This window comes from Myxococcus sp. SDU36 (assembly GCF_030168875.1).
Taxonomy (GTDB): Bacteria; Myxococcota; Myxococcia; order Myxococcales; family Myxococcaceae; genus Myxococcus; species Myxococcus vastator.
The window spans coordinates 3,374,568-3,398,683 of sequence record NZ_CP077414.1 but is presented as its reverse complement, the minus strand read 5'-3'; the positions used below and the strand labels follow the sequence as shown (position 1 = coordinate 3,398,683).

Sequence of the window (24,116 nt, the reverse complement as noted above, 5' to 3'; positions counted from 1 at the left end):
AGGCCTCCATGGCACGCTTCGACGACGGACGTCCGGAGATGTCAGCGGAGGAGTTCCGTCTCCTCCGGGACCACGTGTATTCGCACTGCGGCATCCTGGTGCACGAGGACATGAAGTTCGTGATGGAGCGCCGGCTGTGGCCCCGGCTGGAGCTGCTGGGGCTGCCGGACTACGGCGCGTACCACCGCTACCTGCGCTACGACGCCAACCGGCACGCCGAACTGGAGGCGGCCGTCGAATCCCTCACCACCCACGAGACGTACTTCTTCCGCGAGCCCACGCAGCTCAAGGCCTTCACGGACGAGCTGCTCCCGGTGGTGGAGCAGCGCAACGCGCGGCTGCGGCGGCTGCGGGTGTGGTCCGCGGGGTGCTCGTCCGGGGAGGAGGCCTACACGCTGGCGATGCTCCTCAAGGACAGCCGCCGCTTCGACGACTGGGACGTGGAGGTCCTGGGCACGGACATCTCCCGGCGCGTGCTGGCCATGGCGCGGCGGGCGGAGTACGGGCCCTCCGCGCTGCGCGCCACCTCGCCGGAGTTGCTGGAGCGCCACTTCGTTTCGCTGGGCAACCACCGCGTGCGCGTCCGGGACGAAGTGCGCGCCTGGGTGTCCTTTGGCCACCACAACCTGCTGGACGAGGTGGGGAGCCAACTGGTGCCCCGCATGGACGTGGTGTTCTGCCGCAACGTGCTCATCTACTTCGACCTGGCGGCGCGCCGGAAGTTCCTGAGCATCGTTCGGGACCGGCTGGTGCCAGGGGGGCACCTGCTACTGGGACACTCAGAGAACCTGCTGAACCTGGGCTCGGACTTCGAGTTCGTTCACCTGCGCGGGGACCTGGTGTACCGGAGGCCGGAGCTGGACGAAGGAGCGCGTCGATGAGCAGCAAGGGCGTCATCTCCGTACTCGTGATTGACGACTCGGCCCACAACCGGCGCACCCTCTCCACGATGCTGGAGTCGGAGCCGGATGTGCGGGTGGTGGACCGCGCGGCGGATGGCGAAGAGGGGCTGAAGAAGGTCGTGGACCTGAAGCCGGACGTGGTGACGTTGGACCTGGAGATGCCGAAGCTCGGGGGCTACACGTTCCTCCGCCTGCTGATGCGCACGGCGCCCACACCCGTCATCGTCATCTCCAGCTATTCGCACCGCTCGGACGTCTTCAAGGCGCTGGAGCTGGGGGCGTTCGACTTCATCGCCAAGCCGCAGCACCCGACGTTCGAGGCCATGGAGGCGCTTCGGGGGGAGCTGCTGGAGAAGGTCCGGGCGGCGCGGCACGTGCGCCCCGGGTACCGGCACGCGGCGCCAGGGGCCCGCGCCATGGCGGTGGCGGGCGAGCCGCCGCTGGTGGTGGCCGTGGGCGCCTCCACGGGCGGTCCCCCCGCGGTGCAGCGGGTGCTGGAGGGGCTGGCCGTGGAGCCCACGCCGTGCGTGTTGGTCTGCCAGCACATGCCGCCGCAGTTCACCCGCGCCTTCGCGGACCGGTTGGACCGCATTGGCCCCTTCACCGTGACGGAGGCCCGTGACGGAGACCTGGTGCAGCCAGGGCATGTGTACATCGCTCCGGGAGGGCGGCACCTGGTGGTGGCGGAGCGGGGCTCCCGGCTGGAGCTGCACACGCCGCCGTCCACGCCCGTGGACAAGTACGCGCCCAGCGTGGACCGCCTCTTCGCCAGCATGGCGCAGGTGCTGGGCGCCAAGGCCCTGGGGGTGGTGCTGACAGGCATGGGCGCGGACGGCGCGGAGGGCGCGCGCGAGGTGCACCGCGCGGGCGGCGAGGTCTGGGCGCAGTCGGAGGAGACCTCGGTGGTGTTCGGCATGCCGGGCGAGGCCATCGCCACCGGGGCGGTGAAGCGGGTGATTCCACTGGGTGACATCGGCCCGGCGCTCGCGGCCCTGGCGCGGCGGCGGCGCTGAAACTCCGGCACCGGGCGCACGGGTGCTAACGTCCGCGGCCCATGACGCAGCAGATTCGAGCCTTGGTGGTGGATGACTCGCAGGCCATGCGGCGCAGCATCATGTACGCGCTGCAGCGCCTGTCCGGCGTGGTGTGTACCGAGGCGCAGGACGGCGCCGAGGGCCTGAAGAAGCTGACGCAGGGCCGCTTCGACCTGGTGCTCACGGACATCAACATGCCGCTGATGGACGGGCTGAAGCTCATCAGCCACATCCGGCAGGCGACCGAGTACCGCAACGTCCCCATCATCGTCGTCACCACGGAGGGCGCGGCGGCGGACCGGGAGCGCGCGATGAAGCTGGGCGCCAGCGCGTACCTGGTGAAACCCGTGCAGGCGAAGGTCGTGCTGGATACCGTTCGGGACCTGCTGAAGCTGGACTGAAGGCGAGCGCGCACGAATGGATTCCGTCCTGCGGGTGGAGGGCCTGGAGAAGGCGTATGGCGAGGTGAAGGCCGTGCAGGGGCTCGCCTTCGAGGTGGCGCCTGGCGAGGTGCTCGGGCTCGTGGGGCCCAACGGCGCGGGGAAGACGTCCACGTTGCGGTGCCTGGCGGGCATCCTGCCGCCCAGTTCGGGCCGCATCCTGGTCGCGGGGCATGACTTGTCGCGCACGCCGGTGGATGCGAAGCGCGCGCTGGCCTTCCTGCCCGACGAGCCGCGCTTCTTCGAATACCTTACGGTGTGGGAGCACCTGAACTTCACGGCGCGGCTTTATGGCGTGGAGGACTGGGAGGAGCGGGGCCGCGCGCTGCTGGAGGAGATGGAGCTGACGGGCAAGGAGAAGTCCCTGCCGGGCGAGCTGTCGCGAGGCATGAAGCAGAAGCTGTCCATCGCCTGTGGCTTCCTGCACTCGCCCAAGCTCATCCTCCTGGACGAGCCGCTCACCGGCCTGGACCCCATCGGCATCCGGCGGATGAAGGCGTCGCTGCGGCGCCGCGCGGAGGAGGGCGCGGCCCTGGTGTTGTCCTCGCATCTGCTGCCGCTGGTGGAGGAGCTGTGCCACCGGCTGCTCGTCATCGCTGGCGGCAAGGCCATGGCGCTGGGCAGCCTGGACGACATCCGCGCGAGGCTGAGCGGCGCGGAGGGGGAGCACGCCTCGCTGGAGGAGCTCTTCGTCCGCATCACCAGCGCGGGGACGCAGGCGCCGTGAGCTTCCCTCGCGCGGTGGCCTTCCTCTGGGCCGCGACGTGGCGCAACCGCATCCGGCGGCAACTGGAGCGACTGCGCAAGCCGCGCTACCTCCTGGGCGCGCTGGTGGGCGTGGCGTATCTCTATTCCGTCTTCTTCCGGCGCCTGGACTTCCGGGGGCCGGTGGGCACGGTGTCCGAGGGCGTGCGCCTGTTCGCCGAGCTGTCGCTGGTCGGCTCCGCGCTGGGGACGCTGTTCGCCGCGTGGGCGCTGGGCAGGGACCGGCCGTCGCTGAGCTTCTCGGAGACGGAGGTGGTGCAGCTCTTCCCCGCGCCCGTCGCTCGCCGGGCCTTGCTGCAATACAAGCTGGTGCGCGGGCTCGTGGGCACGTCACTGGGCGCGCTGTTCGCCACGTTGTTCCTCGGGCGGACCGTCAGCCCGCATCCCGTCCTCTTCTTCGTGGGGGCGTGTCTGGCATTGGGCACGCTCTATCTGCACTCGACGGCGGCGTCCTTCGTGCGCACGCGGCTGGCGGCGTGGGGCCCCTGGGGCCAGGGGGTCCGCTGGGGCGTAGTGGGCGGCGTCCTGGCGCTCGTGGCGCTGGCGGTGTTGACGTCGCTGCGTGAGCACCCGGTGCCCGAGGACCTGTCGTCCGGCCGGGACCTGCGCGCGTGGTTGCAGGCGCTGATGGCGTCACCTGGCGTGGAGGCCGTGTTGTGGCCGGGCCGGCTGCTGGTGGCGCCCGCGCTGGCGCGGAGCGTGGGCGACTTCCTGCGGGCCCTGCCACCGGTGTTGGCGCTGATGGTGGCGCACTACGGCTGGGTGCTCTGGGCCGAAGTCCCGTTCGAGGAGACGGCGGTGGTGCGCGCGGAGTCCCGCTCACGGGAGCGCATGCTGCGGGCCTCGGGGCGGATGACGCGTGTGGGTTCGCTCACGTTGCGCCGCCCGCCGTTCCGGCTGATGCCGCGAGGCCGTCCGGAGGTGGCGCTCATCTGGAAGAACCTGATTGCGCGCAAGCGGATGGGCGGCGGGTTCGCGGTGTTCCTCGCCTTCATCATCCTGGGCGGTGCCATCGCGGCGATGATGGGCGACACGCGCCTGTTCACGGACACGCGGCGGGTGCTCGGGCCGGTGGCGCTGACGTTGTCAGTGATGCTGACGGTGGTGGGGCCGAGCGCCTTCCGCATGGACCTGCGGATGGACCTGCCCAAGCTGGACCTGCTGCGCGCCATGCCGCTGACGGGGCGGCAGATGGTGAGCGCGCAGCTGGCGGCGTCCTCCCTGGCCCTGGCTTCGTTCCAGCTCGCGCTGTTGGCGGTGGCGCTCGTCCTGGGGCCGGGGGTGGAGGCCTCGCGCCTCGGCGGTTGGTGGTGGCCAGGAGGGTTGGCGCTGGCGTTCCTGCTCCCGGCCGTGTCGCTGTCGGGCCTCTTCGTGCAGAACGCCGCGGTGGTCCTCTTTCCTTCGTGGGTGCCGGCGGACACGGGCGAGCGGGCGCGCGGCATCGAGGCGATGGGCCAGCGCCTGCTGGCCGTCGTGGGCACGTTGGTGGTGATGCTGGTGGGGTTGATTCCCGCGGGGCTGGTGGCGCTCGTGGTGGGCCTCCCGGTGTCGACGCTGCTGGGCCCCTGGGCCCTGCCCGTGGCGGGCTTCGTCGCGGCGGCGGTGCTGGTGGGGGAGGTGTGGCTGGGCGTCATGGCGCTGGGCCACGCCTTCGAGCTCCTGGATGTCTCCGAGGACCGGCCGGAGTAGGTCGCGCCGCGTTCGCTCCTGGACGTGCGCGTGCTTTGCGATGGTGGGGCTCCTGGGCGCGGATTATCCGGGCCGCTTTCGGGAGGAGACGCGCATGAAGGTGGGATTCATTGGCCTGGGCAACATGGGACTGCCCATGGCGGCGAGCCTGGCGGCGGCCGGGCACGAGCTGGCGGTGTGGAACCGCACCGAGTCCAAGGCCGCGCCGTTGAAGGAGCAGGGGGCGCGCGTCGCCCGCAGCCCCGCGGAGGTGGCGCGCGGCGCGGAGGTCGTCTTCAGCATGCTGGCGGACGATGCGGCGGTGACGTCGGCGGTGTTCGGTCAGGACGGGCTCCAGGCGGGACTGGCGCCAGGGGCCGTGCACGTCTCTTCGAGCACGCTCTCCGTGGCGCTTTCCGAACGGCTGGCAAAGACGCATGCGAGCGCCGGTCAGCGGTATCTCTCCGCGCCGGTGTTCGGCCGTCCCACCGCGGCGGCATCGAAGCAGCTGTGGGTGGTGGCCGCCGGCCCGAAGCAGGACGTGGACCGCTGCCGCCCGCTGCTGGAGACGCTGGGGCGCGGCCTGACCGTGCTGGGGGACAGTGCGCCGGCGGCCAACGTCGTGAAGCTGTCGGGCAACTTCCTCATCGCGTCGATGATGGAGGCGCTCGCCGAGTCCTTCGCCCTGACGCGCAAGTCTGGCATCGAGCCGAAGGTGTTCCTGGAGGTCTTCCAGTCCGTCTTCGCGCGCTCGCCCATCTTCGAGGGGTACGCGCAGCTCATCGCGGAGGAGAAGTACAGCCCGGCGGGCTTCAAGATGAGGCTGGGGCTCAAGGACGTGGAGCTCGTCCTGGGCGCGGCGCGTACGGCCGAAGTGCCCATGCCGCTGGCCAGTCTGGTGAAGGACCAGTTCCTGGGAGGCGTCGCGCAGGGCCATGGCGACTTGGACTGGTCCGCGCTGGGGGCGCTCGTCGCCGAACGGGCCGGGTTGAAGCAGGGCGGCTGAGCGCCCTCGCACCAGGTGCACGCCCGACTGCCGTGCACCTGGAGCTTCAGGGATTGCGAAGAGCGCCTACTGCCGCGCGTTCATCTCCGCGGCGGGGATGGGGAAGTACTCGTGGGGCTCGATGTCCGGGCCCAGCACGCGGGGGAGCGTGTCGAGCCGTCCATAGCGCCGCAGGTCAATCCAGCGGTGGCCGCCCTCGAACAGGAGCGAGTACCGCTTCTGCTTCAGCAGCTCGTCCAAGGCATTGTTCTCATCGATGTCCAGGCGCGGGGGCAGCCGGCCAGAGGTGGTGCGGATGAAGTTGAGGTCGTCCGCGGCCGGGCCGAAGTTCCGAGCCCCGATGTTGGCCTCGGCGCGCAGGAGGATGAGCTCCTCGTTGCGGATGATGGGCACGGGCGAGTTGTTCGCGGGGTAGATGCGGAAGCGCCACTCCGTCGACACCTTCCCTTCCGCCGCGGTCCTGGCCTCGGGCAGGCGCGTGAGCTTCCGGACCACGCGGTCATCCACGGTGCCGTTCTCCTGGAACTCCGCGTCGGCGACGATCGACGGGTGCGCGTAGACGTTGACGCTGATGAGGCCGTTGTCGGTGTCGCCGGAGTTCGTCCCAAAGGAGTGGTAGACGCCCAGGTCCAATGACGCGCTCGGGTTGAGGAAGGACTGGCTCAGGGCGGTGAGCGCCTCGGGGTAGCGTCCCCGGTACACCGCCACCCGCGCGGCGAGCGCGCGGTTGAACTGCCGGAACGTCGTGGGCGTGTTGAAGCCGGTGAAGCCCGGGCTGAGCTGGAAGGGGAAGGTCTCCCCCGCGCTCCCCAGGTGGGCGTGGCCCTCGTCGAGCAGCGCGGCGATGCGCTCGAACACCGCCTCCTTGCCCACGATGGGGGCCAGTTGGCCAATGGGCAGGTTGACGTCGATGGGGGCCCCTTCGGTGTCCCGCGTGTTGATGACCACGAGGAAGTCCAGGGCTTGGATCGTCTTCGCGAAGCCGCGGATGCCTTCCTTCTCGGCGTCAGGCGTGTTGGGGACCCTGTCCAGGGCGTCCTGCAGCGCGTTGGCGTTGCGGATGTTCAGGTAAGGGTTGGTCCAGTGATTGCCGCCGAACGCCGGGCCGCCGGGGTCCAGCGTGGGTCCCAGCAACTCGTCGATGGAGCGCGGGTCCGCGGGGTCGATGACGTACGCCTCGCGCCCGATGATGCCCAACTGGGCCACGTAGCCGTTGGGCGCAGCGACGCCCGCGCGGTGGCCGACGAGCAGCCCCGTGGCGGCGGTGAGCACCGCGGGGCGCGTGGGCCGCTCGCGGAAGCTGTCCAGGCTGGGGTTGTTGAGGTCCGGGACGTCCAGGCTCCCGCAGCCGCTCAGGCCCAGGACGGTGACGAGCCCCACGAACGTCTTCTTGGTCAATTGGATGGTCATGGCTCAGAACCCGACGTCGATGGAGGTCCAGAAGCTGCGGCTGGGAGGGAAGGGGGCCACGTCGATGTTTCGGGCGATGGCCTGGTTGCCGAAGTTGCTCACCTCCGGATCCAGCCCGGAGTACCCGGTGAACATGAGGAGGTTGCGTCCGCTCAGGCTCAGCCGGGCGGACTTCACCGCTGGGACCATGGACACCCAGTCCTTGGGCAACTGGTACATGAAGGTCACCTCACGCAGCTTGAGGAAGCTGGCGTCTTCGAGGTACGCGTCCGCGTGCGCGCTGCGCCGTGCGATCCGCTCGCGCCCGCCCGTCGTGTAGTCCGGTGACGTCCCGGCGCCGTCGTAGATGTACCGCGTCAGGTTGATGACGTCGCTGCCCTGCTGCCAGTCGAACAGGAAGGACAGGCTGAAGTCCCGGTACTTGAGGCTGTTGGTGAAGGACATGCGGAAGGTGGGCTCGGTGTCGCCAATCTTCCGGACAATCGGGCGGCCGTTCTCATCGACGCCGTCGTTGCCGACAATCTGTGTCGCCGTCGCGCCTTCCTCGATGCGGAAGGCGCCCAGGCTGGTGCCGAACCCGCCGGCGAGGAACGCGGGTACGGGCAGGTCCGTCACCCGGCTGCGGTTGAGAGCGAACGTGGCGCCGCTGGTCCACTCGAAGCCGCCGCGCACGGGCGTCACCTGGAGCATGGCCTCGACGCCACGGTTGCGCAGCGAGCCGCCGTTGAAGATCTGCGTGGCGAAGCCACCGGACGGGGCCAGGGCGCGTTGCAGCAGCAGGTCGCTGATGTTGCGCTGGTAGATGGAGACTTCCGCGACCACGTCGCCGCCGAACAGGAGGGCGTCCACGCCGGCCTCAAGCTCGCGCTGCCGCTCTGGCTGGACGTTCGGGTCACCCGCGATGCCGGTGCCCACCAGACCCGGGCTGCCGGCGATGTTGCCGGTGGCGCGCAGGCCGTTGAACTTCATGCCGTACAGCGGCAGGTTGCCTGTCTCGCCGTAGGCCGCGCGGACCTTGAATTCGTTCACCTTCGGGTGGAACGAGGGGACCCGGTAGGCGGTGGCCAGCTTCGGGTACAGGAACAGCGCGTTGGGGTTGCCGTTGGCGCTGCTCTGCTCGGCGCGCAGCGCGCCCACCAGCGTCAGCCGCTGGTCCAGCATGAGCACCTCCTCCTGGACGTAGTAGCCCCGGTCTCTCACCAGCGAGCGGTTCTGCCGCAGGTTGACCACCGTGCCGCTATCCACGTTCTGCTGACCCGCGTTCAGGTTCTTGCTGACGATGTAGACGGAGTCGATGTTGCGCTCTTCGAACTGGAGGCCGCCAGACGTGGTCGCCACGATGCTGCCCGACGTGGGCTTGTAGGTGTGCACCAGGTTCAGGCCGGAGTTCAGGTTGCGCACCTGGCTGGTGCCGAAGAGCGACGAGCCCGGAAGACCGTCATCCAGCGGCTCGAAGTTCAGCTCGGGTGGGAAGAAGAGCGAGTTCTCCTGCTGAAAGCGGTCCACGCCCGCGTTGGCCAGCACGCGCAGGTGATGGGCCTCTGTCTTCCACAGGTGCCACGTCAGGTCGCCGGACCCGATGAAGCGCCACACGTTCTCGTCGTTCTTCACCAGCGCGGCCGTCTGCAAGGGGTTGGCGCCGTTGGAGAGGAAGGGGTTCTGCGGGTACACGCCGTCCGAGTTGGCCTCCAGCGGGAGGAACTCCGGCGCGTGTGGCAGCACCATGTAGTTGCTGATGCTCGCGTTGTCGTTGTTCGTCAGTCCGCGCTGGCCCAGGGAGTGAATCAGGTTGGTGGCGACGTTGACCTCCACCGCCTCACCCAGCTTCTGGCCCAGGTTCAGCCGGAACGACTGCTTCTCGTACCCGGTGTTGGCGATGATGCCTTCGTCGTTCTTGATCATCGCCGACGCGAAGTACTTCGTGTTGCCCGTCACGCCGCTGACGCTGGCCAGCGTCTCCGAGGACAAGTCGCGGCGGCCAGCCAGGGCGGACTCGTGGTCGAACCGGCGACCCTCCACGTAGTACTGGGTCGCGGCCTCGTCGTACGTGTCGCGCACCTCGTCCACGCTGTTGAAGCGGCGGGTGCCAATCTTGTTGGCCAGCGTGTACATGCCCAGGCGCTGCGTCACCGCGAACTCCGGCTCGCTGGAGCGGCCCCGCTTGGTGTTGATGATGACCACGCCGTTGGCGGCCTTGGAGCCGTAGATGGCGGCGGCGGACGCGCCCTTGAGGACCTCGATGCTCTCGATGTCGTTGGGGTTGATGTCCGCGATGCGGTTGACCTGGTTGTCCTGGGTGGGGTTCGCGTTGGCGCCGGCCACGGACTCGGTGACGGCGAACACACCCGACGCAATGGCCACGTCACTGACGAGCACTCCGTCGATGACGTAGAGCGGGGCGGAGGAGCCGTTGATGGTGGACACGCCGCGCAGCCGAAGCTGGAGGCCGCCACCGGGCGCGCCGCCGTTGCTCTGGATGTTGGCGCCGGCGACCTTGCCCTGGAGCGCCTGGTCCACCGTTTGGGCGGGGGCGCGGTTGATCTCCTCGGCGTTCACCGAGGCCACCGAGTTGGCCAGGTTCTTTCGCGCCACTTCACTGGCGCGGCCCACCACGACCATCTCCTCCGAGAAGATGTTCTCCAGCGCGACCTCCACGGTGCGCTGGTTGGCGCCAATCTGCACCTCCCGCTCGCCGTAGTCCTGGCTGGAGAAGAGCAGCGTCACCGCGCGGGCGGGCACGTTGGGCAGGGTGAAGGTGCCGTCCAGCTCCGTCTCCACGCCCTGCGTGGTGCCCTTGATGATGACACGCACCAGGGGCAGTCCCTCGTTGGTGAGGCGGTCGGCGACGCGGCCCTTCACCGTGCGCCCGCTCACTGGCGCGGGGGCGGGGGCCATGGGCGCCGGCTGTGGCGCGGGAGCCGCCGGTGTCTGTGTTTCGGGAACAGGCGGCGCGCTATTCGCGTCTTGCGCCAGCGTTTCCAACGAGAAGAGTGCAAACACGCACCCCGGAATCAACGCCCTTCTCAGCGTCATTCAGTCCTCACTCGCTGCGGATGGACGGCTCCCCCCAAGGCAGGATGCCGGCGAGGGGAATCGTCACCGGGTCAACGATTGGTCGTCAACGGCATATCCTCACTTTTGCTGCTAATCTTTGAATGCAGGTTGACGAGAATGTTTGCCCGCCGCTGGAGCCCACGCGATTTACGTCTGTCATCTGGGGGAGGCGCGGCGCGTCACCGGCCAAGGAGGCGAGGTCATCCTTGGAGGGCCGACGACTTGGGTCCGCCGTCCGTTCAGGACGGATTTGTCCCGGCAAGACTAGTTGCCCGGGGCACGTCCCTCCTCTAAGAGACTCGATAGATATGGCGATGAACGAGCGTTACGAGCCGCAGGCGATTGAAGGTAAGTGGCAGACCCGTTGGGACGACGCGGGCGTCTTCCGGGCAGGCAGACGCCCCGGTGCACCCAAGAAGTACGTGCTCGAGATGCTGCCGTACCCCAGCGGGAAGATGCACATGGGGCACGTCCGCAACTACCTGCTTGGGGACGTGTACGCGCGTTACTTCTGGATGAAGGGCTTCGACGTGCTGCATCCCCTGGGCTGGGATGCGCTCGGCCTGCCGGCCGAGAACGCGGCCATCAAGGACGGCGTGCACCCGGCGGTGCGCACGGCCGAGAACATCGCGTCCTTCAAGAAGGAAGTGAAGAGCCTGGGCTACTGCTACGACTGGGAGCGCGAGGTCAACACGAGCGACCCCGAGTACTACCGCTGGAACCAGTGGTTCTTCATCCAGATGCTGGAGCGTGGGCTCGTCTATCGCCGCTTCAGCAAGGTGAACTGGTGTACCGGCTGCCACACCGTCATCGCCAACGAGCAGGTGAAGGACGGCGTCTGCGAGCGCTGCGACTCCCCCGTGGTGGACAAGGAGATGCCCGAGTGGGCGTTCCGCATCACCCGGTACTCGCAGGACCTGTTGGACTCGCTGGATACGCTCACGGAGTGGCCCCACCGCATCACCGCCGCGCAGCGGAACTGGATTGGCCGTTCGGACGGCGCCGAGGCCGACTTCCGCGTGCAGGGGCATGACGCCTTGCTGCGCGTGTTCACCACCCGCATCGACACCCTCTTCGGCTGCACCTACGTGGTGCTGGCGCCGGACCACAAGCTGGTGGCCCAGGTGACGACGCCCGAGCGCCGCGCGGAGGTGGAAGCTTTCGCCAAGCGGATGGCCGCCCAGTCCAAGACGGAGCGCCTGGGCGAGGGCACGGAGAAGGAGGGCGTCTTCACCGGCGCCTACGCGGAGAATCCCTTCACCGGACAGGCGGTCCCCATCTGGATCGCCAACTTCGTGCTGAGCGACTACGGCACCGGCGCGGTGATGAGCGTGCCCGCGCATGACGAGCGAGACTTCGCCTTCGCGCGTAAGTACAGCCTGCCCGTGAAGGTCGTCATCCAGCCCGCGTCCGGTGACAAGCTCCCGCCGGGTGACAAGCTGGAGGCGGCCTATACGGAGTACGGCGTGCTGGAGGACTCGGGCGCCTACACGGGCCAGACGTCCGAGCAGGCGCGTCAGGCCATGGCCGCGTCGCTGGAGAAGGACGGCAAGGGCAAGGCGACGGTGACGTACCGCCAGAAGGACTGGGGCTTCAGCCGCCAGCGCTACTGGGGCACGCCCATCCCCATCGTCTACTGCGAGAAGTGCGACCCGGACCGCAACGGCCTCCCGGTGCCTTTGGACCAGCTGCCCGTGCGCCTGCCGGAGATTGACACCCAGGCGGTGCTCACCGGCAAGGGCGAGCCGCCGCTGGCGAAGGTCGCCTCGTGGGTCAACACCACCTGTCCGAAGTGCGGCGGGCCTGCCCGGCGCGAGGCGGAGACGATGGACACCTTCGTCGACTCCTGCTGGTACTTCGCGCGCTACCTGTCACCGCACTACGACGCCGCGCCGTTCGACCCGAAGGAGGCCCAGCGCTTCCTGCCCGTGGACATCTACGTGGGAGGGCCCGAGCACGCGGTGATGCACCTGCTCTATTTCCGCTTCTGGACGCGGGTGATGAAGCTGTTGGGGCTCAGCCCCGTGGATGAGCCCGTCACGCGCCTCATCACCCAGGGCATCGTCAACGGTCCGGATGGCCGGAAGATGTCCAAGCGCTGGGGCAACGTGGTGGCGCCTTCGTCCATCGTCCAGAAGTACGGTGCGGACACGGCGCGGGCCTACGTGCTGTTCGCCGGCCCGCCGGAGCGCGACTTCGACTGGTCCGATGACCAGGTAGAGGGCGTCTTCCGCTTCCTCAAGCGCGTCTGGACGCTGGCCGCCACGCACCAGGCTGCCACGGCGGGTGCCACCCATGATGGGCCCTACGAGGGCAAGGCGCTGGAGATTCGCCGCGCCGCCCACAAGACGCTCAAGCGGGTAGGGGAGGCCATCGAGCGCCTGTCCTTCAACACGGCCATCGCCGGCATCATGGAAGGCGTCAACGCGCTCTACGCCCAGGGGACACCCGAGACGGCCGCGGAGAAGGCCGCCATGGCGGAGGCCGTGCGGCTTCTGGCTGCGGTGCTCACGCCGTTCGCGCCGCACATCGCGGACGAAATCTCGGAGGCCTATGGCAGCAAGGACTTCACCGTCGCGCAGGCCTGGCCGGAGTTCGACCCGGCGCTGGTGGTGGACGACGTCATCCCCTACGCCGTGCAGGTGAACGGCAAGCTGCGCGCGGAGATTCGCGTGGCGGCGGACGCGGCGGAGGCGGACGTGCGCGCCGCGGCGGAAGCGGATGAGAAGGTCCAGGCGGCCCTGGCGGGCAAGACGCTGCGCAAGTTCGTCTTCGTCCCCAAGCGCCTCGTGAACTTCGTCGCCACCTGAGTGGGGACCCGGGTGCCGGCCGAGGTCCTCGTCATGTGCGGTGCATGTGGGCGGCCCCAACCCGCGGGCCGCCCGCGGTGCATTGCCTGCGAGGCCGTGCTCCCCGAAGCGCCCCTTCCCGGGGGCCCGGCACCCGGGGAGCCTTTCTTCGTCGCGAACCTGGGCGGAGGGCGCACGCTCTCCGGTCAGGGGACGCGGCTCTCCTATCAGCCGCACCCGTCGGTCATGGTTCCTCCCGTGGAGCTGGACTCGCTGCGGGAGGCGCGGCTGGAGTCTCGCTACTTCCGAGAGGCGCTGGCGCTGACCGTCTTCGCCTTGCTGGGCCTGTGGGCGCAGCCCGTCGCGCTGAAGGTGCTGGGGTTGGGCATGGCGGCGCTGGGTGTCCTGCTGGCGCTGACGTGCCGCTCACACGGGCTCGTGCTGGTGCCTCGGCAGGGGCCGACGGTGCGCTGGCCCCTGGGGTTGGCGCGGCGGGGGTCGTCCCGGGACACGCGGCTGCTGGCGGCGTGGACGTCGTTGGCGGAGGCCCTGCGGGTGCGCGGCGTGGCGGTCGACGGTGAGCCGCCACCGCCGCCTCCGCCGATGCGCGACGGTGGCCCTCTGGCTTGACGGGCGGATCGGGCCGGGTAGGGTGCCGCGCATGTCGCGACCCTGCGCTGTCGGACCCCGGCGCCTTCGGATTGGCGTGGTGGTGGGAATGTGGGTGGCCGCGGGCTGTGGCTACCGCCTGGCGCCTCGCGGAGACGGTCTACCGCCCGGCGTGACGTCCCTCTGCGCGCCCGTCTTCGTCAACGCCACACCCGAGCCCACGCTGGAAACAGTCTTCACGCGCTTCCTGCGGCAGGAGCTGATCCGCGTGGGCCGGCTGGGCAGCGCGGCGTCCTGCGACGGGCGCATGGAGGGCACGGTGCTGTCGGTGGCGAACACGCCCACGACGGTGGTGGGCAAGAGGACCAGCCCAGGCTTCTTCTTCCGCGTCTCCGCCCGGGCGCAGCTCCGCGTGGTGAAGGACGGACAGGTCCTCAAGCAGACGGAGGTCTTCGGCACGGAGGACTACGTGCTGGGGAGCGGAGACATCCTGGAAGCGGAGGCGAACCGACAGGTCGCGCTCGAGCGCCTCGCGGAGGTCTTGATGCGGGACGGATACGACCGGCTCGCGGGCGCCTGGTGAGGAGGCAACAGCCTCCTCCCGGCAGCCTGCACGGATGAAGCAGGGCCACCGAGGTGGCCCCAAGGCTTCGACTAGGCCTGCGCGCGGGCGGCCTTGGTGGCGGCCTTCGCGAGACGCGAGATGCGGCGGGAAGCGGTGCGCTTGTGCAGCACGCCCTTGGTGGCGGCCTTGCTCAGCGCCTTGGAGGCCGACTTGATGGCGTCCGTCAGCTTCGCCCCATCCTTGCTGCCGAGCGCCTCGCGAGCGGACTTGACGGCGGTCTTCACCTCACCGCGCACGGTGACGTTGCGCGCACGGCGCTTCAGGGACTGACGGTGACGCTTCTCTGCGGACTTGGTGTTGGCCAAGAGAAATCTCCAGCGGTAATGGCAGGCTAAAAGAGGGGCCGTCCTTACTGCGACGCCTCGCGGGCGTCAAGGCGGGTGTTGGCCTCCAGCCGGGATTTCCGGGCTCTGGACGCCCCGCCGAGGGCACCTGCGAGGAAAATCACTCTACCGAAGTCGTATATTCCCACACCAGCCCTGATGGATCCTCAAAGGTCAGTCGGTCGGCCTGGTGCTGGATCAGCCGGCCCCCCGGAATCTCCGCCAGGATGCCGGGGAGCCGCTCCACGGCCGCAGGGGACGGGGCCGTCAGGGTCAGCCTCAGCCCCGTCGTGGGCGCCCCCGCCGCTTCGAAGGCGATCCGGAGGCCCCCGTCTTCATAGAGGGCCTGATCCGCGGCGGGAGTCCGGCGGGAGGTCCACCCCAGCCGAGGCGCCAGGGCATCCCAGAAGGCGCGCTGCGTGGGGAGATCCGCCACGCCCAGCCGCAGCGTGGTGACGGGCGCGCGAGGAACCCAGGTCGGAGACGGCAGGGCCTTCTCGCGCGCCTTGGCGTCTTGCCAGTGGCGCTCCATGTGCTCCAGGGTGGCATCCCCCAGGGCGACACCCTCGGCGCGCAGGGCGGACTCGATGTGCTGGAAGCGGGCGGTGAAGCGGCGGATGGCCATGCGCAGCGCGTCCTCGGCCGGGGCTCCGACGAAGCGCGCGAGGTTGGCGAGCGAGAACAGCACATCTCCCAGCTCGTGCTCGATGGCGTCCCGATCATTCGCGGCGATGGCCTCGTCCAGCTCGCCCAGCTCCTCTGTCAGCTTGGCGCGCACGCTGGCGACGTCCGGCCAGTCGAAGCCGATGCGGCTGGCCTTCTCCGTGAGCCGCTCGGCCCGCATCAGCGCCGGGGCGGCGACGGGGACGCCGTCCAGCACCGAGCCCTCCTGGCCCGTCTTGCGCTTCTTCTCCGCGGCCTTGAGCTTGGCCCAATTGTCCAGGACCTGCTCGGCACCCTCCATGCGCTGGCCGTCGCCGAAGACATGGGGGTGCCGGCTGACCAGCTTGTCGCCAATGGCCTTCGCCACGTCGGCCAGGGAGAATTCCCCCAGCTCCGACGCGAGCTGGGCATGGAAGACAATCTGGAAAAGTAGATCTCCCAGCTCTTCGCAGAAGGTCCGCCAGGAGCCGCCGTAGGCCACCCGGTCCATCTCCTCCAGGACCTCGAAGGCCTCTTCCAGGAGGTAGGGCCGCAGCGAGCGCAGGTCCTGTTCGCGGTCCCACGGGCAGCCGCCTTCGGCGCGCAGCCGCCGCATGATGTCGACCAGTCGCTCCAGCTCCGCCCCGGGGTTCAGCGTCGTGTCCGCCATGCACATTCCTGTAGCACGCACGGGTCTGGTGCTGTCCGGCAAACGCGGCAGGTGGGCGGCCTGACTGGCGTTGGTTTTCGCGGTTGGCCCTGGGTCGCCTACAATCCACCCCCTGGATGATCCGCCTGCCGCTTCTCGCCCTCCTTCTCTGTGGATTCACGCTCCTGGTGCCCGTCGTGGCATCCGCGCAGCTGGAAGCCCCCACGCGCCTTCCCGAGGTGGATCCGGGGCCCATGGAGCCCGACCTGCGGGATGAGTCCATGGATCCGATGGATGACGCCGCCTACGCGGAGGACGTGCCGGAAGAAGACGTCCCCGCGGAGGAGGATGCCTCCATCGAGGACGCCGACGAAGCGCCCGCGCGCAACGTCAGGGCCTCCGGAGCGGTCCCCGGCAATGGCCGGCCGCCCGCGGCGGCCAGTCCTCCGCCGGTCGAGGAACCCACGGTCATCACCCCCAGGCCGGTGACGCTGAGTCCGGTGCTGGCGCCGCGCGTGACGGATGCGGACCTGGAAGCCCTCTGGAACCGGTGGCGGCAGGCCCGGGCGACGAATGACCGAGACGCGGCGGCGGCGGCCCTCAAGGAGCTACGGACGTTGCGCGTCGAGCTGGCCGCCACGGACCTGGAGCCCCTGAGCGCGGGCTTCCTCCGCGAAGCGGCCGTGCGCCGCCGCGCGGGGGACATGGCCGGCGCGGTGCGGCTGGCGGAGGTGGCGGTCGAGCTGTCGCCGGGGCTGCCCTACGCCCGCTTCGAGCTCGCCGAGCTCTACGCCTTGGAGAAGCCGGGTGACGTGTCCCGCCCCCTGGGGCAGGTGCGGCAGGCGCTGACGACACTGGCGCGAGATGCCCGCTATCGCCGGCCCGCGTTGGCGGACCTGGGCGCCCTGGTGCTGCTGGCCTGGGGCGCCACCGCGGTGCTGCTGATGGGCCTGTTCTTCCTACGGAAGCTCCGTTACGCGCTGCATGACTTCCACCACCTGCTGCCGCGAGTCGTCTCCCGGTGGCAGTCCCTGGTCCTGGGACTGCTGCTCTTGAGCCTGCCATGGGTGCTGGGGCTGGGCGTGTTGCCCGCGCTGCTGGTGATGCTGGCCACCGTGTCGCTCTATCTCTCGCGCATGGAGCGGGTGGTGGCGGCGGTGCTGGTGGCGGGCGTGGGGCTCCTGCCGCTGGCGGCGGGCCAACTCGCGCGCGTCACGGCGTTCGCGGGCACGCCGGCCGAGGACGTCTATCTCCTGGAGCGGGGCGGCCTGTCCGCCGAGGAGGCGCGGGCGCGCGTGCTGACGCGGCTGGCGTCCCGCACGGCGACCTTCGTGGAGGTGCTGTCGCTGGCGTACTTCGAATCCCGGCGCGGCCTGCTGGAGGAGGCGAGGACACACTTCAAGGCGGCCTCGGCGCTGAAGAACTCGGATGCGCGCCTGCTCACGCGCTTCGGCAACACCCTGGTCGCGCTGGGAGACGCGGACGGCGCGGCGCTGCTCTACGTGCAGGCCTCGCAGTCGGCGCCGGACCTGGCGGCTCCGCACTACAACCTGGCGCAGGTGGTCCGCCGCCGGGCGAAGACGCTGCCCGACTCGGAGGTCGGCAAGGAGCTGGACCGCGCCGCCACGGCCATGGCCTCGGCGCAGGCGCTGGATGGAGCGCTGCTGGTCCGGGACCCGCCACCGGAAGACCGGCTCCTCCTCAACCTGCTGCTGCTGTCCCCGGCGCTGGGAGAGTCTGACTGGCTTCCGCTCGCGGAGGGCACGGGAGCGGGGCGTCAGGTGGAGACGCAGCTGTCGCGCTGGCTGCTCCCGGGGCTTCCGCCCGGGCCCATGGCCTCCGCGGGGGCCGCGGCGCTGGCGGCGCTGTTGGCCCTGTGGGGCTTCGCGGGTGACCGCTTGAAGGCGGCCAAGGTGTGTGAGCGCTGTGGCCGCGCGGTGTGCGTGCGCTGCGACCCGGAGCTGGGGGTGGGCAGCAAGCAGTGTGGCCAGTGCGTGAACGTCTTCGCCCGCCGGGGGCTGGTGCCGCAGCAGCTGCGGGCGCGAAAGCAGCTCCAGGTGGACCGGCATCAGGCCTGGACGGGCCGCGTGGCGTACGTCCTGGGCGCGGCGTTGTCCGGCGCGGGGCACGTGGCCTCGGGTGTTCCGGTCCGCGGCGCCCTGTATGCGTTCGGCTTCCTCTTCGCGCTGGCCGCGGTGCTCCTGCACCAGGGGCTGGTGCGAGGGCCGTACGGTGAAGCCCCCCTGTACCTCAAGCTCGCGCCCGCGGTGTTGCTGCTGCTGGGCGTCCACCTGCTGTCGTTGCGCGGTCTGCGCCGTCTGCGGCGGGGGGAGTGAACGGCGATGTCCCTGCAAGGCACCCTGAAGGACTTTGGTATTGGCGACATCCTGCAGCTCATCGGGCAGCAGCAGAAGACGGGCACGCTCCACGTCCGCGCCAGGGACCAGGAAGTGCGCATCGGCTTCAACGATGGCCACATCATCAAGGCGGAGAGCGTCACCCGGAAGCGCAAGGAGCTCATCGGCGCCATGCTGGTGCGCTCGGAGCTCATCACCGAGACGCAGCTCGAGGCGGCCCTGGAGACGCAGCGCCGCACACTCAAGCGCCTGGGGGACGTGCTCGTCTCCAGCCAGGCCCTCACCGCCGAGCGCTTCCAGGCGATGATGCAGCTTCAGGCCACGGAGACCCTCTACCGGCTCTTCACCTGGAAGTCGGGCACCTACGAATTCGTCCAGGAGCCGGTGGAGCCTGACGCGGAGGCCATCCATCCGTTGCGCGCCGAGACGGTGCTCATGGAAGGCTTCCGGATGGTGGATGAGTGGCCCGTCATCCGGCAGAAAATCCACCGCGACGACCTGACCTTCGAGCGCATCAAGGCCCTGCCTCAGCCGCGCGCGGAAGAGGGCGGGGAGCTGGGCGCCATCGGTCCTTCGGAGCGGCGCATCTACGATGAGCTCTCCCCCGGGAGGGACTTGCGCAAGCTGGTGGACATCTCCTGCCTGGGCGAGTTCGAGACCTGCAAGGCGCTCTACAACCTGGTGAAGGGCGAGTACGTCCGCCCGATTCTTCCGGAGGGCGCCCCGGCCCCCGTTCCAGGGGACCAGCGCCTGCTTGCTCGCGTGGCGGGGCCGGTGGGGCGCCTCTTCGCCACCGTGGGGGTCCTGGCGGCGGTGGCGCTGGTGGTGCCCCGGGCCGTGAGCAGGGAGCCCGCGGCGGGCGTTGCCGCGGTGTTCGCGGATGCCGCGGCCCAACGTCATGTTTCCCAGGCCCAACGCGTCCGCATCGAGGCCGCGCTCGAGGTGTTTCGTCTGGAACGCGGTGAGCTGCCCGAGCGTCTGGATTCTTTGGTGCAGGCTGGACTGTTGAAGCCGGGCGAACTGAAATATCCGTGGCGAGAAGAGTACTATTACCGGCGGTTGGCCGCTCGGCAGTTCATTCTCCTGCCACCCTTGCGCTAGTCCTGACACAAAGTCGTCTTTCGCGGCCCTGAGGGCGGCGTTACGTTGGTGTCAGCCGTAGCGACATAGACCGAGGAAGAATCCGCATTGCGAAATCCCGCCACGTTGGAAGCGCCCGAAGTGCTCACCGCCTCCGCCAAGGTGGACGTTCGTGACAACGCGACCGCCCTGGCCCTCTGCGGCAGCCAGAACGAAAACCTCAAGTTGATGGAGCGGCGCCTCGGGGTCCGGGTGGGACAACGCGGCACCGAGTTCCACCTCTCCGGCCCGTCCGACGCCGTGGCGTTCTCCGTCCGTCTCCTGGAGAACCTGGAGGAGATGATCCGCGCCGGCCGTCCCGTCTACCGCGAGGACGTGGAGCAGGGCATCAAGGTGCTCGGCCGCGGCGCGGAGTCCCTGCAGGAGGTCATGCTGGGCCCGGTGCTGAAGAGCTCCGGCAACCGGCAGATCGCCCCCAAGAGCATCAACCAGAAGCGCTACGTGGACGCCATCCGCTCCCACGACATCGTCTTCGGCATCGGTCCCGCGGGCACGGGCAAGACGTACCTCGCCATGGCCATGGCGGTCGCCTTCCTCCAGGAGCGCAAGGTCAAGCGCATCATCCTGGCGCGTCCCGCCGTGGAGGCGGGTGAGAAGCTGGGCTTCCTGCCGGGCGACCTGCAGGAGAAGGTGAATCCCTACCTGAGGCCGCTGTACGACGCGCTGAACGACATGATGGCGGCCGAGCGCGCCGCGCAGCTGCTGGAGCAGGGCGTGGTGGAAGTGGCCCCGCTGGCCTTCATGCGTGGCCGCACGCTCAATGACGCGTTCGTCATCCTGGACGAAGCCCAGAACACCACCGTGGAGCAGATGAAGATGTTCCTCACGCGCCTGGGCTACAACAGCAAGGCCGTCATCACCGGTGACGTGACGCAGGTGGACCTGCCCACGGGGAAGATGTCCGGGTTGAACCACGCGCGCGCGGTGCTGAAGAACATCGACGGCATCCACTTCGCGGAGTTCTCGGATGTGGACGTGGTCCGCCACCCCCTGGTCCAGGAGGTCATCCGCGCCTATGACCGGGCGGACGTCGCCCAGCGCGAGGCCCAGGCGGCTCGGGAAGCAGCCACCACTGCCGCCCGGGCGCCCACCGTGACGCCGGCCGCCGCCACCGAGCCCGTTGCCGTCGAGTAGCGGTGCTGAAACCTACTTGCGCCCACCCGCGCGTACCCTGCCGGGCGGGCGTACCCCATCCCACCCTTGCGAATATTCCCAGGCGCAGCGTCCTTGAAGGATCCGCGACGCCTTATCTAGGGTGAGGACCCCCATGGCCGAATCGGAAACGCAGCCCCCTGGGCGCAGTCCACTGGACGCGCTCGCCGAACGCCTCGGACTGGACAACGGCGTCTGGGGGCGGCGCGCCATCCAGGTCCTTCTCCTGCTGGCCGTCTCCATTGGCGCGGGCTTCGTCATCTCGCCGGGCCTCTACAGCCAGCAGATTCCGGCGTTGGCGGAGGAGAACCTCGGCAAGCCGTTCCGGGCCAGCTCGCCCGCGGGCTTCAAGGCCGCGCGGGACTACGAGGTCGTCCACCGCGCCATGACGCAGCAGCGGCGCCAGGACGCGCGCGCGGCCGTCAAACCCGTGTACGACCTGAACCCCGCCGTCCTGGGGCAGCTGCGGGCGACGGTGAGCTCCGCCTTCTCGTCCATGCGCCTGCATCTGGACGAACTCGCGGAGGCGCAGACCGAGTCGGAGCCCGAGGACCGCGAGGCGCCCCGCCGACGCAAGCCCGCCGCGTCTCCGGAGATGGTGGAGCTGGAGCGCGGCACCCGCGAGAAGATGCGGGCGGAGCTCCAGGAGCGCCTCTTCGGCAAGCGCGACGCCGTGCTGGAGGCCGAGGACTTCCAGGCGCTCTACGCCACCCGCTTCTCACAGGAGGCGGAGACGGCCACGCTGCTGGTGCTGGAGCGGGCGTACCGCTCCGAGCGCGGCGCGGTCCATGTGGCGGGCTCCCGGGAGGAGCTGGTGCGGGAGGCGCATCAGGGCCTCACCGTCCGCGACGTGGTGAACAAGGCCGAGGAGTCCCTGTCCGGGGGCTCCACCCAGGTGGTGGACGTCCCCGAGGCGCACCAGGAGATGGAGCGCTTCGCCTCGGTGCCCGGCAACCTGATGCCGGACGCGCCGGGCGTCCAGCGCCGCGCCATCCTCCGGCTGGCCCAGCGGCTGGTGCGGCCGAACCTCACCATCAACATCGCGGAGTCGGACGCGCGCCGGACTCAGGCGGCCCAGGCGGTGAAGGACGCCGTCATCTCCATCAAGAAGGGCCAGCGTGTCATCGGCGACGGTGAGCTGGTCAATGAGTCGCACCTGGTCATCCTGCGCGGCATGCGCGCGGAGACGGACCGGCTGGACCTGGTCCAGCTCCAGGCGGGCGGCACCGGCCTGGTGGGCCTGCTCATCGTGTCGTTCTACTTCTTCTGCCGCGCCGCCTTCCGGCGCTTCCGGCCCACGCGCAAGGACGGCGTGCTGCTGGGCCTGCTGCTCTTGGGTCTGCTGGGCCTGCTGCAAGTCTGGGTGTCCATCGCGGACGCGGTGCAGGACCGCTACACCGCGCTGCCCATCGAGGCATTCTATTACGCCTTCCCCGTGGCGGCCGGCGCCATGCTGGTGCGCTTCATCCTCACGCAGGAGTTGGCGCTCTTCTTCGCGCTCGTCTTCTCCTGTCTCACCGGCGTGATGCTGGGCAACTCGCTGGCCTTCGGCGTCTTCACGCTGGTGGGCTCGCTGGTGGCGGCCGACCGCATCGTGAAGGCGAAGGACCGCGTGGGCATCTTCCGCGCGGGTCTGGTGACGGGCGCGGTGAACCTGGTGGCGGTGCTCTTCCTCTTTCTCGTGGAGGGCAAGGGCCTGTCGGCCGACACCCTCCTCACCGCGCTGTGCGCCTTCGTGGGCTCCTCGCTGGCGGTGCCGGTGATGGTGATGGCGCTCACGCCGCTCATCGAGGCCACCTTCGGCTACGCGTCGGACATCAAGCTGCTGGAGCTGGCCAACCTGAACCACCCGGCGCTCAAGGAGCTCATCGTCCAGGCGCCCGGCACGTACCACCACTCCATCATCATCGGCTCGCTGGTGGAGAACGCGGCGGAGACGATTGGGGCCAACCCGCTGCTGGCGCGCTCGTGTGCGTACTACCACGACATCGGCAAGGGCCGGAACCCGCTCTACTTCGGGGAGAACCAGAAGGGTGAGAACCGCCATGACGCGCTCGCGCCGGCGATGAGCGCGGTCATCATCAAGCGCCACGTGACGGAGGGCCTGGAGATGGCCCGTCAGTACCGGCTGCCCAAGCTGGTGGCGGATGCGATTCCGCAGCACCACGGCACGCGCACGGTGGGTTACTTCTACCACAAGGCCTTGAAGGAGCAGGAGGGCAAGGAAGGCGCTCCGCCCATCGACGAGAGCATCTACCGCTACCCGGGTCCGAAGCCTCAGTTCCGCGAGGCGGCGCTGGTGATGATCGCCGACGCGGTGGAGGCCTCCACGCGCTCCATGACGGACCCCACCACGCCCAAGCTCCACGCGCAGGTGCAGAAGATCATCAACCTCATCTTCTCCGAGGGTCAGCTCGACGAGTGTGACCTGACGCTGAAGGACCTCAACCTCATCTCGCAATCCTTCCTGCACACGCTCGAGGGCATCTACCACACGCGTCCGGCCTACCCGGCGGGCGCCGTGGGTGGAGGCAAGGCGCCGCCGTTGGTGGTGGCGGGCGCGGTGCCTCGGCCCGTGGAAAGCAGCAAGGACAAGGCGCGGACCGCGGGGGGGGCATGAGCGGTGCACGAAGGGGCAATGGCGTGAGATTGCGCAAGGGGAAGCTGATTCCCCGTGACGACGGCAAGCGCATCGAGGAGTTCGTGGGCGCGGCCACCACCCACACGGACGCGGCGTCCGTCGCGCGGATGCTGGCCCCCCCGGGCTGGTCCGAACCGGCGCAGCGCCCCGAGTTCGACGAGGTCGTCATCGTCCTCACGGGCGAGCTGACCGTCGTCGTGGAGGGCCGCCGCGAGCGCATCGCCGCGGGCGAGGTCGGACTGGTGCCGCGCGGCAAGCGGGTGGTGTACCGCAACGACGGCCAGGGCGCGTGTGACTACTGGTCGGTGTGCGCGCCCGCGTTCCGCCCGGAGCTGGCGCACATGGAGGCGCCCAAGCCCCGCGTCCAGGAGAACCACGTCGTCATCCAGGTGGCCCATGGCCAGGGCCGCGACTTCGCGCGCCTGCTGACGACCTGGGCCAAGGACTACCTGGTGCAGCTCGAGCTGTCCGGCGTGGAGCTGTCCCTGTCCCTGGTGGATGACCGGGCCATCCGCCGGCTCAACCGCACCTGGCGCCAGAAGGACAAGGCGACGGACGTGCTGAGCTTCCCCGCGGGCGACCTGCCCAAGGGCACGCCCGGACCGCGCCCGCTGGGGGACGTGGTCATCTCCCTGGACACGGCGAAGCGGCAGGCCAAGGAGTACGGCCGCACGCTGGAGTCGGAGCTGGCGCGCTACCTGGCGCACGGCCTGCTCCACCTGCTGGGGCACGACCACGAGCGCCCCCGGGACGCCAAGCGCATGGCGGCCCTGGAAGAGCAGCTCCTGGGCGAGCGGGGCATGGTGGCGGACTCGCTCCAAATGGATGCCAAGGCCCGCCGCGTCCGCAGCCTCATGTAGGCAGTATCCATCCCGTTGAGCCGGGCGGCGCGCGTGATAGGTAGGCGGCC

General features: G+C 69.6%; 18 protein-coding genes. 14 read left to right on the top strand and 4 right to left on the bottom strand.

Annotated features, from left to right (window positions below; all coding sequences use genetic code 11):
- Positions 1-8: 8 nt before the first annotated feature.
- The 6 genes from KGD87_RS13145 to KGD87_RS13120 all read left to right on the top strand — a co-directional run bounded on the left by KGD87_RS13145 (position 9) and on the right by KGD87_RS13120 (position 5,815).
- The gene (locus KGD87_RS13145) at positions 9-881 is read left to right on the top strand and encodes a CheR family methyltransferase (RefSeq protein ID WP_284667779.1); all 873 of its coding nucleotides are present in this window, start codon (positions 9-11) and stop codon (positions 879-881) included.
- Positions 878-1,915 (top strand): protein-glutamate methylesterase/protein-glutamine glutaminase, encoded by a 1,038-nt coding sequence (locus KGD87_RS13140; RefSeq protein WP_284667778.1) that lies wholly within the window; start codon positions 878-880, stop codon positions 1,913-1,915. Before KGD87_RS13145 ends, KGD87_RS13140 begins: the two co-directional genes overlap by 4 nt.
- 41 nt (positions 1,916-1,956) lie before the next feature.
- The gene (locus KGD87_RS13135) at positions 1,957-2,337 is read left to right on the top strand and encodes a response regulator (protein ID WP_011554738.1); all 381 of its coding nucleotides are present in this window, start codon (positions 1,957-1,959) and stop codon (positions 2,335-2,337) included.
- A gap of 16 nt (positions 2,338-2,353) precedes the next feature.
- Positions 2,354-3,103, top strand: coding sequence for an ABC transporter ATP-binding protein (locus tag KGD87_RS13130; RefSeq protein ID WP_284667777.1), 750 nt, complete (start codon positions 2,354-2,356; stop codon positions 3,101-3,103).
- On the top strand, positions 3,100-4,830 hold the full coding sequence (locus tag KGD87_RS13125; RefSeq protein ID WP_284667776.1) for a putative ABC exporter domain-containing protein: 1,731 nt from the start codon (positions 3,100-3,102) through the stop codon (positions 4,828-4,830). The genes KGD87_RS13130 and KGD87_RS13125 overlap by 4 nt, the downstream gene beginning before the upstream one ends.
- A 94-nt stretch (positions 4,831-4,924) precedes the next feature.
- Positions 4,925-5,815: an NAD(P)-dependent oxidoreductase gene (locus KGD87_RS13120; protein WP_284667775.1), complete on the top strand. Its 891-nt coding sequence runs from the start codon at positions 4,925-4,927 to the stop codon at positions 5,813-5,815.
- Between the two features lie 66 nt (positions 5,816-5,881).
- Here the strand turns inward: KGD87_RS13120 and KGD87_RS13115 are convergent, their stop codons facing one another.
- Together KGD87_RS13115 and KGD87_RS13110 are read right to left on the bottom strand one after the other, a co-directional pair.
- Positions 5,882-7,225 carry a RagB/SusD family nutrient uptake outer membrane protein gene (locus KGD87_RS13115; RefSeq protein ID WP_284667774.1) on the bottom strand — a complete coding sequence of 448 codons (1,344 nt, stop codon included), beginning with the start codon at positions 7,223-7,225 and terminating at the stop codon, positions 5,882-5,884.
- 3 nt (positions 7,226-7,228) lie between these two features.
- Positions 7,229-10,120: a SusC/RagA family TonB-linked outer membrane protein gene (locus tag KGD87_RS13110; RefSeq protein ID WP_284667773.1), complete on the bottom strand. Its 2,892-nt coding sequence runs from the start codon at positions 10,118-10,120 to the stop codon at positions 7,229-7,231.
- Between the two features lie 467 nt (positions 10,121-10,587).
- Here KGD87_RS13110 and leuS point away from each other — a divergent pair, with 467 nt between their 5' ends.
- From leuS to lptE, 3 genes are all read left to right on the top strand, one after another.
- Complete coding sequence (leuS, locus tag KGD87_RS13105) at positions 10,588-13,089, top strand: leucine--tRNA ligase (RefSeq protein WP_284667772.1); 2,502 nt, start codon at positions 10,588-10,590, stop codon at positions 13,087-13,089.
- Between the two features lie 96 nt (positions 13,090-13,185).
- Entirely contained in the window at positions 13,186-13,698 is a 513-nt protein-coding gene (locus tag KGD87_RS13100) for a hypothetical protein (RefSeq protein WP_284667771.1), read from the top strand.
- A 31-nt stretch (positions 13,699-13,729) separates the two neighbouring features.
- The gene (gene lptE, locus KGD87_RS13095) at positions 13,730-14,260 is read left to right on the top strand and encodes an LPS assembly lipoprotein LptE (protein WP_284667770.1); all 531 of its coding nucleotides are present in this window, start codon (positions 13,730-13,732) and stop codon (positions 14,258-14,260) included.
- A gap of 71 nt (positions 14,261-14,331) precedes the next feature.
- Here lptE and rpsT read toward each other — a convergent pair whose 3' ends face one another.
- Together rpsT and mazG are read right to left on the bottom strand one after the other, a co-directional pair.
- The gene (gene rpsT / locus KGD87_RS13090) at positions 14,332-14,607 is read right to left on the bottom strand and encodes a 30S ribosomal protein S20 (protein WP_163779232.1); all 276 of its coding nucleotides are present in this window, start codon (positions 14,605-14,607) and stop codon (positions 14,332-14,334) included.
- Positions 14,608-14,746: 139 nt separating this feature from the next.
- Complete coding sequence (gene mazG / locus KGD87_RS13085) at positions 14,747-15,937, bottom strand: nucleoside triphosphate pyrophosphohydrolase (RefSeq protein ID WP_284667769.1); 1,191 nt, start codon at positions 15,935-15,937, stop codon at positions 14,747-14,749.
- A gap of 116 nt (positions 15,938-16,053) precedes the next feature.
- Between mazG and KGD87_RS13080 the strand changes: the two genes are divergently transcribed.
- From KGD87_RS13080 to ybeY, 5 genes are all read left to right on the top strand, one after another.
- On the top strand, positions 16,054-18,252 hold the full coding sequence (locus KGD87_RS13080) for a hypothetical protein (RefSeq protein ID WP_284667768.1): 2,199 nt from the start codon (positions 16,054-16,056) through the stop codon (positions 18,250-18,252).
- A 6-nt stretch (positions 18,253-18,258) separates the two neighbouring features.
- Positions 18,259-19,374 carry a DUF4388 domain-containing protein gene (locus KGD87_RS13075; protein ID WP_284667767.1) on the top strand — a complete coding sequence of 372 codons (1,116 nt, stop codon included), beginning with the start codon at positions 18,259-18,261 and terminating at the stop codon, positions 19,372-19,374.
- 87 nt (positions 19,375-19,461) lie between these two features.
- Positions 19,462-20,547, top strand: coding sequence for a PhoH family protein (locus KGD87_RS13070; protein WP_284667766.1), 1,086 nt, complete (start codon positions 19,462-19,464; stop codon positions 20,545-20,547).
- Between the two features lie 133 nt (positions 20,548-20,680).
- Positions 20,681-23,185, top strand: a complete 2,505-nt coding sequence (locus KGD87_RS13065) for an HD family phosphohydrolase (protein WP_284667765.1) — start codon at positions 20,681-20,683, stop codon at positions 23,183-23,185.
- Positions 23,182-24,066, top strand: a complete 885-nt coding sequence (gene ybeY, locus KGD87_RS13060) for an rRNA maturation RNase YbeY (protein WP_284667764.1) — start codon at positions 23,182-23,184, stop codon at positions 24,064-24,066. The genes KGD87_RS13065 and ybeY overlap by 4 nt, the downstream gene beginning before the upstream one ends.
- Positions 24,067-24,116 lie beyond the last annotated feature (50 nt).

Coding starts and splice junctions, on each gene's coding strand:
- KGD87_RS13145 (WP_284667779.1), top strand. CDS start 9: ATGGCACGCTTCGACGACGGACGTCCGGAGATGTCAGCGGAGGAGTTC.
- KGD87_RS13140 (WP_284667778.1), top strand. CDS start 878: ATGAGCAGCAAGGGCGTCATCTCCGTACTCGTGATTGACGACTCGGCC.
- KGD87_RS13135 (WP_011554738.1), top strand. CDS start 1,957: ATGACGCAGCAGATTCGAGCCTTGGTGGTGGATGACTCGCAGGCCATG.
- KGD87_RS13130 (WP_284667777.1), top strand. CDS start 2,354: ATGGATTCCGTCCTGCGGGTGGAGGGCCTGGAGAAGGCGTATGGCGAG.
- KGD87_RS13120 (WP_284667775.1), top strand. CDS start 4,925: ATGAAGGTGGGATTCATTGGCCTGGGCAACATGGGACTGCCCATGGCG.
- KGD87_RS13115 (WP_284667774.1), bottom strand. CDS start 7,225: ATGACCATCCAATTGACCAAGAAGACGTTCGTGGGGCTCGTCACCGTC.
- KGD87_RS13110 (WP_284667773.1), bottom strand. CDS start 10,120: ATGGCCCCCGCCCCCGCGCCAGTGAGCGGGCGCACGGTGAAGGGCCGC.
- leuS (WP_284667772.1), top strand. CDS start 10,588: ATGGCGATGAACGAGCGTTACGAGCCGCAGGCGATTGAAGGTAAGTGG.
- lptE (WP_284667770.1), top strand. CDS start 13,730: ATGTCGCGACCCTGCGCTGTCGGACCCCGGCGCCTTCGGATTGGCGTG.
- mazG (WP_284667769.1), bottom strand. CDS start 15,937: ATGGCGGACACGACGCTGAACCCCGGGGCGGAGCTGGAGCGACTGGTC.
- KGD87_RS13080 (WP_284667768.1), top strand. CDS start 16,054: ATGATCCGCCTGCCGCTTCTCGCCCTCCTTCTCTGTGGATTCACGCTC.
- KGD87_RS13075 (WP_284667767.1), top strand. CDS start 18,259: ATGTCCCTGCAAGGCACCCTGAAGGACTTTGGTATTGGCGACATCCTG.
- KGD87_RS13065 (WP_284667765.1), top strand. CDS start 20,681: ATGGCCGAATCGGAAACGCAGCCCCCTGGGCGCAGTCCACTGGACGCG.
- ybeY (WP_284667764.1), top strand. CDS start 23,182: ATGAGCGGTGCACGAAGGGGCAATGGCGTGAGATTGCGCAAGGGGAAG.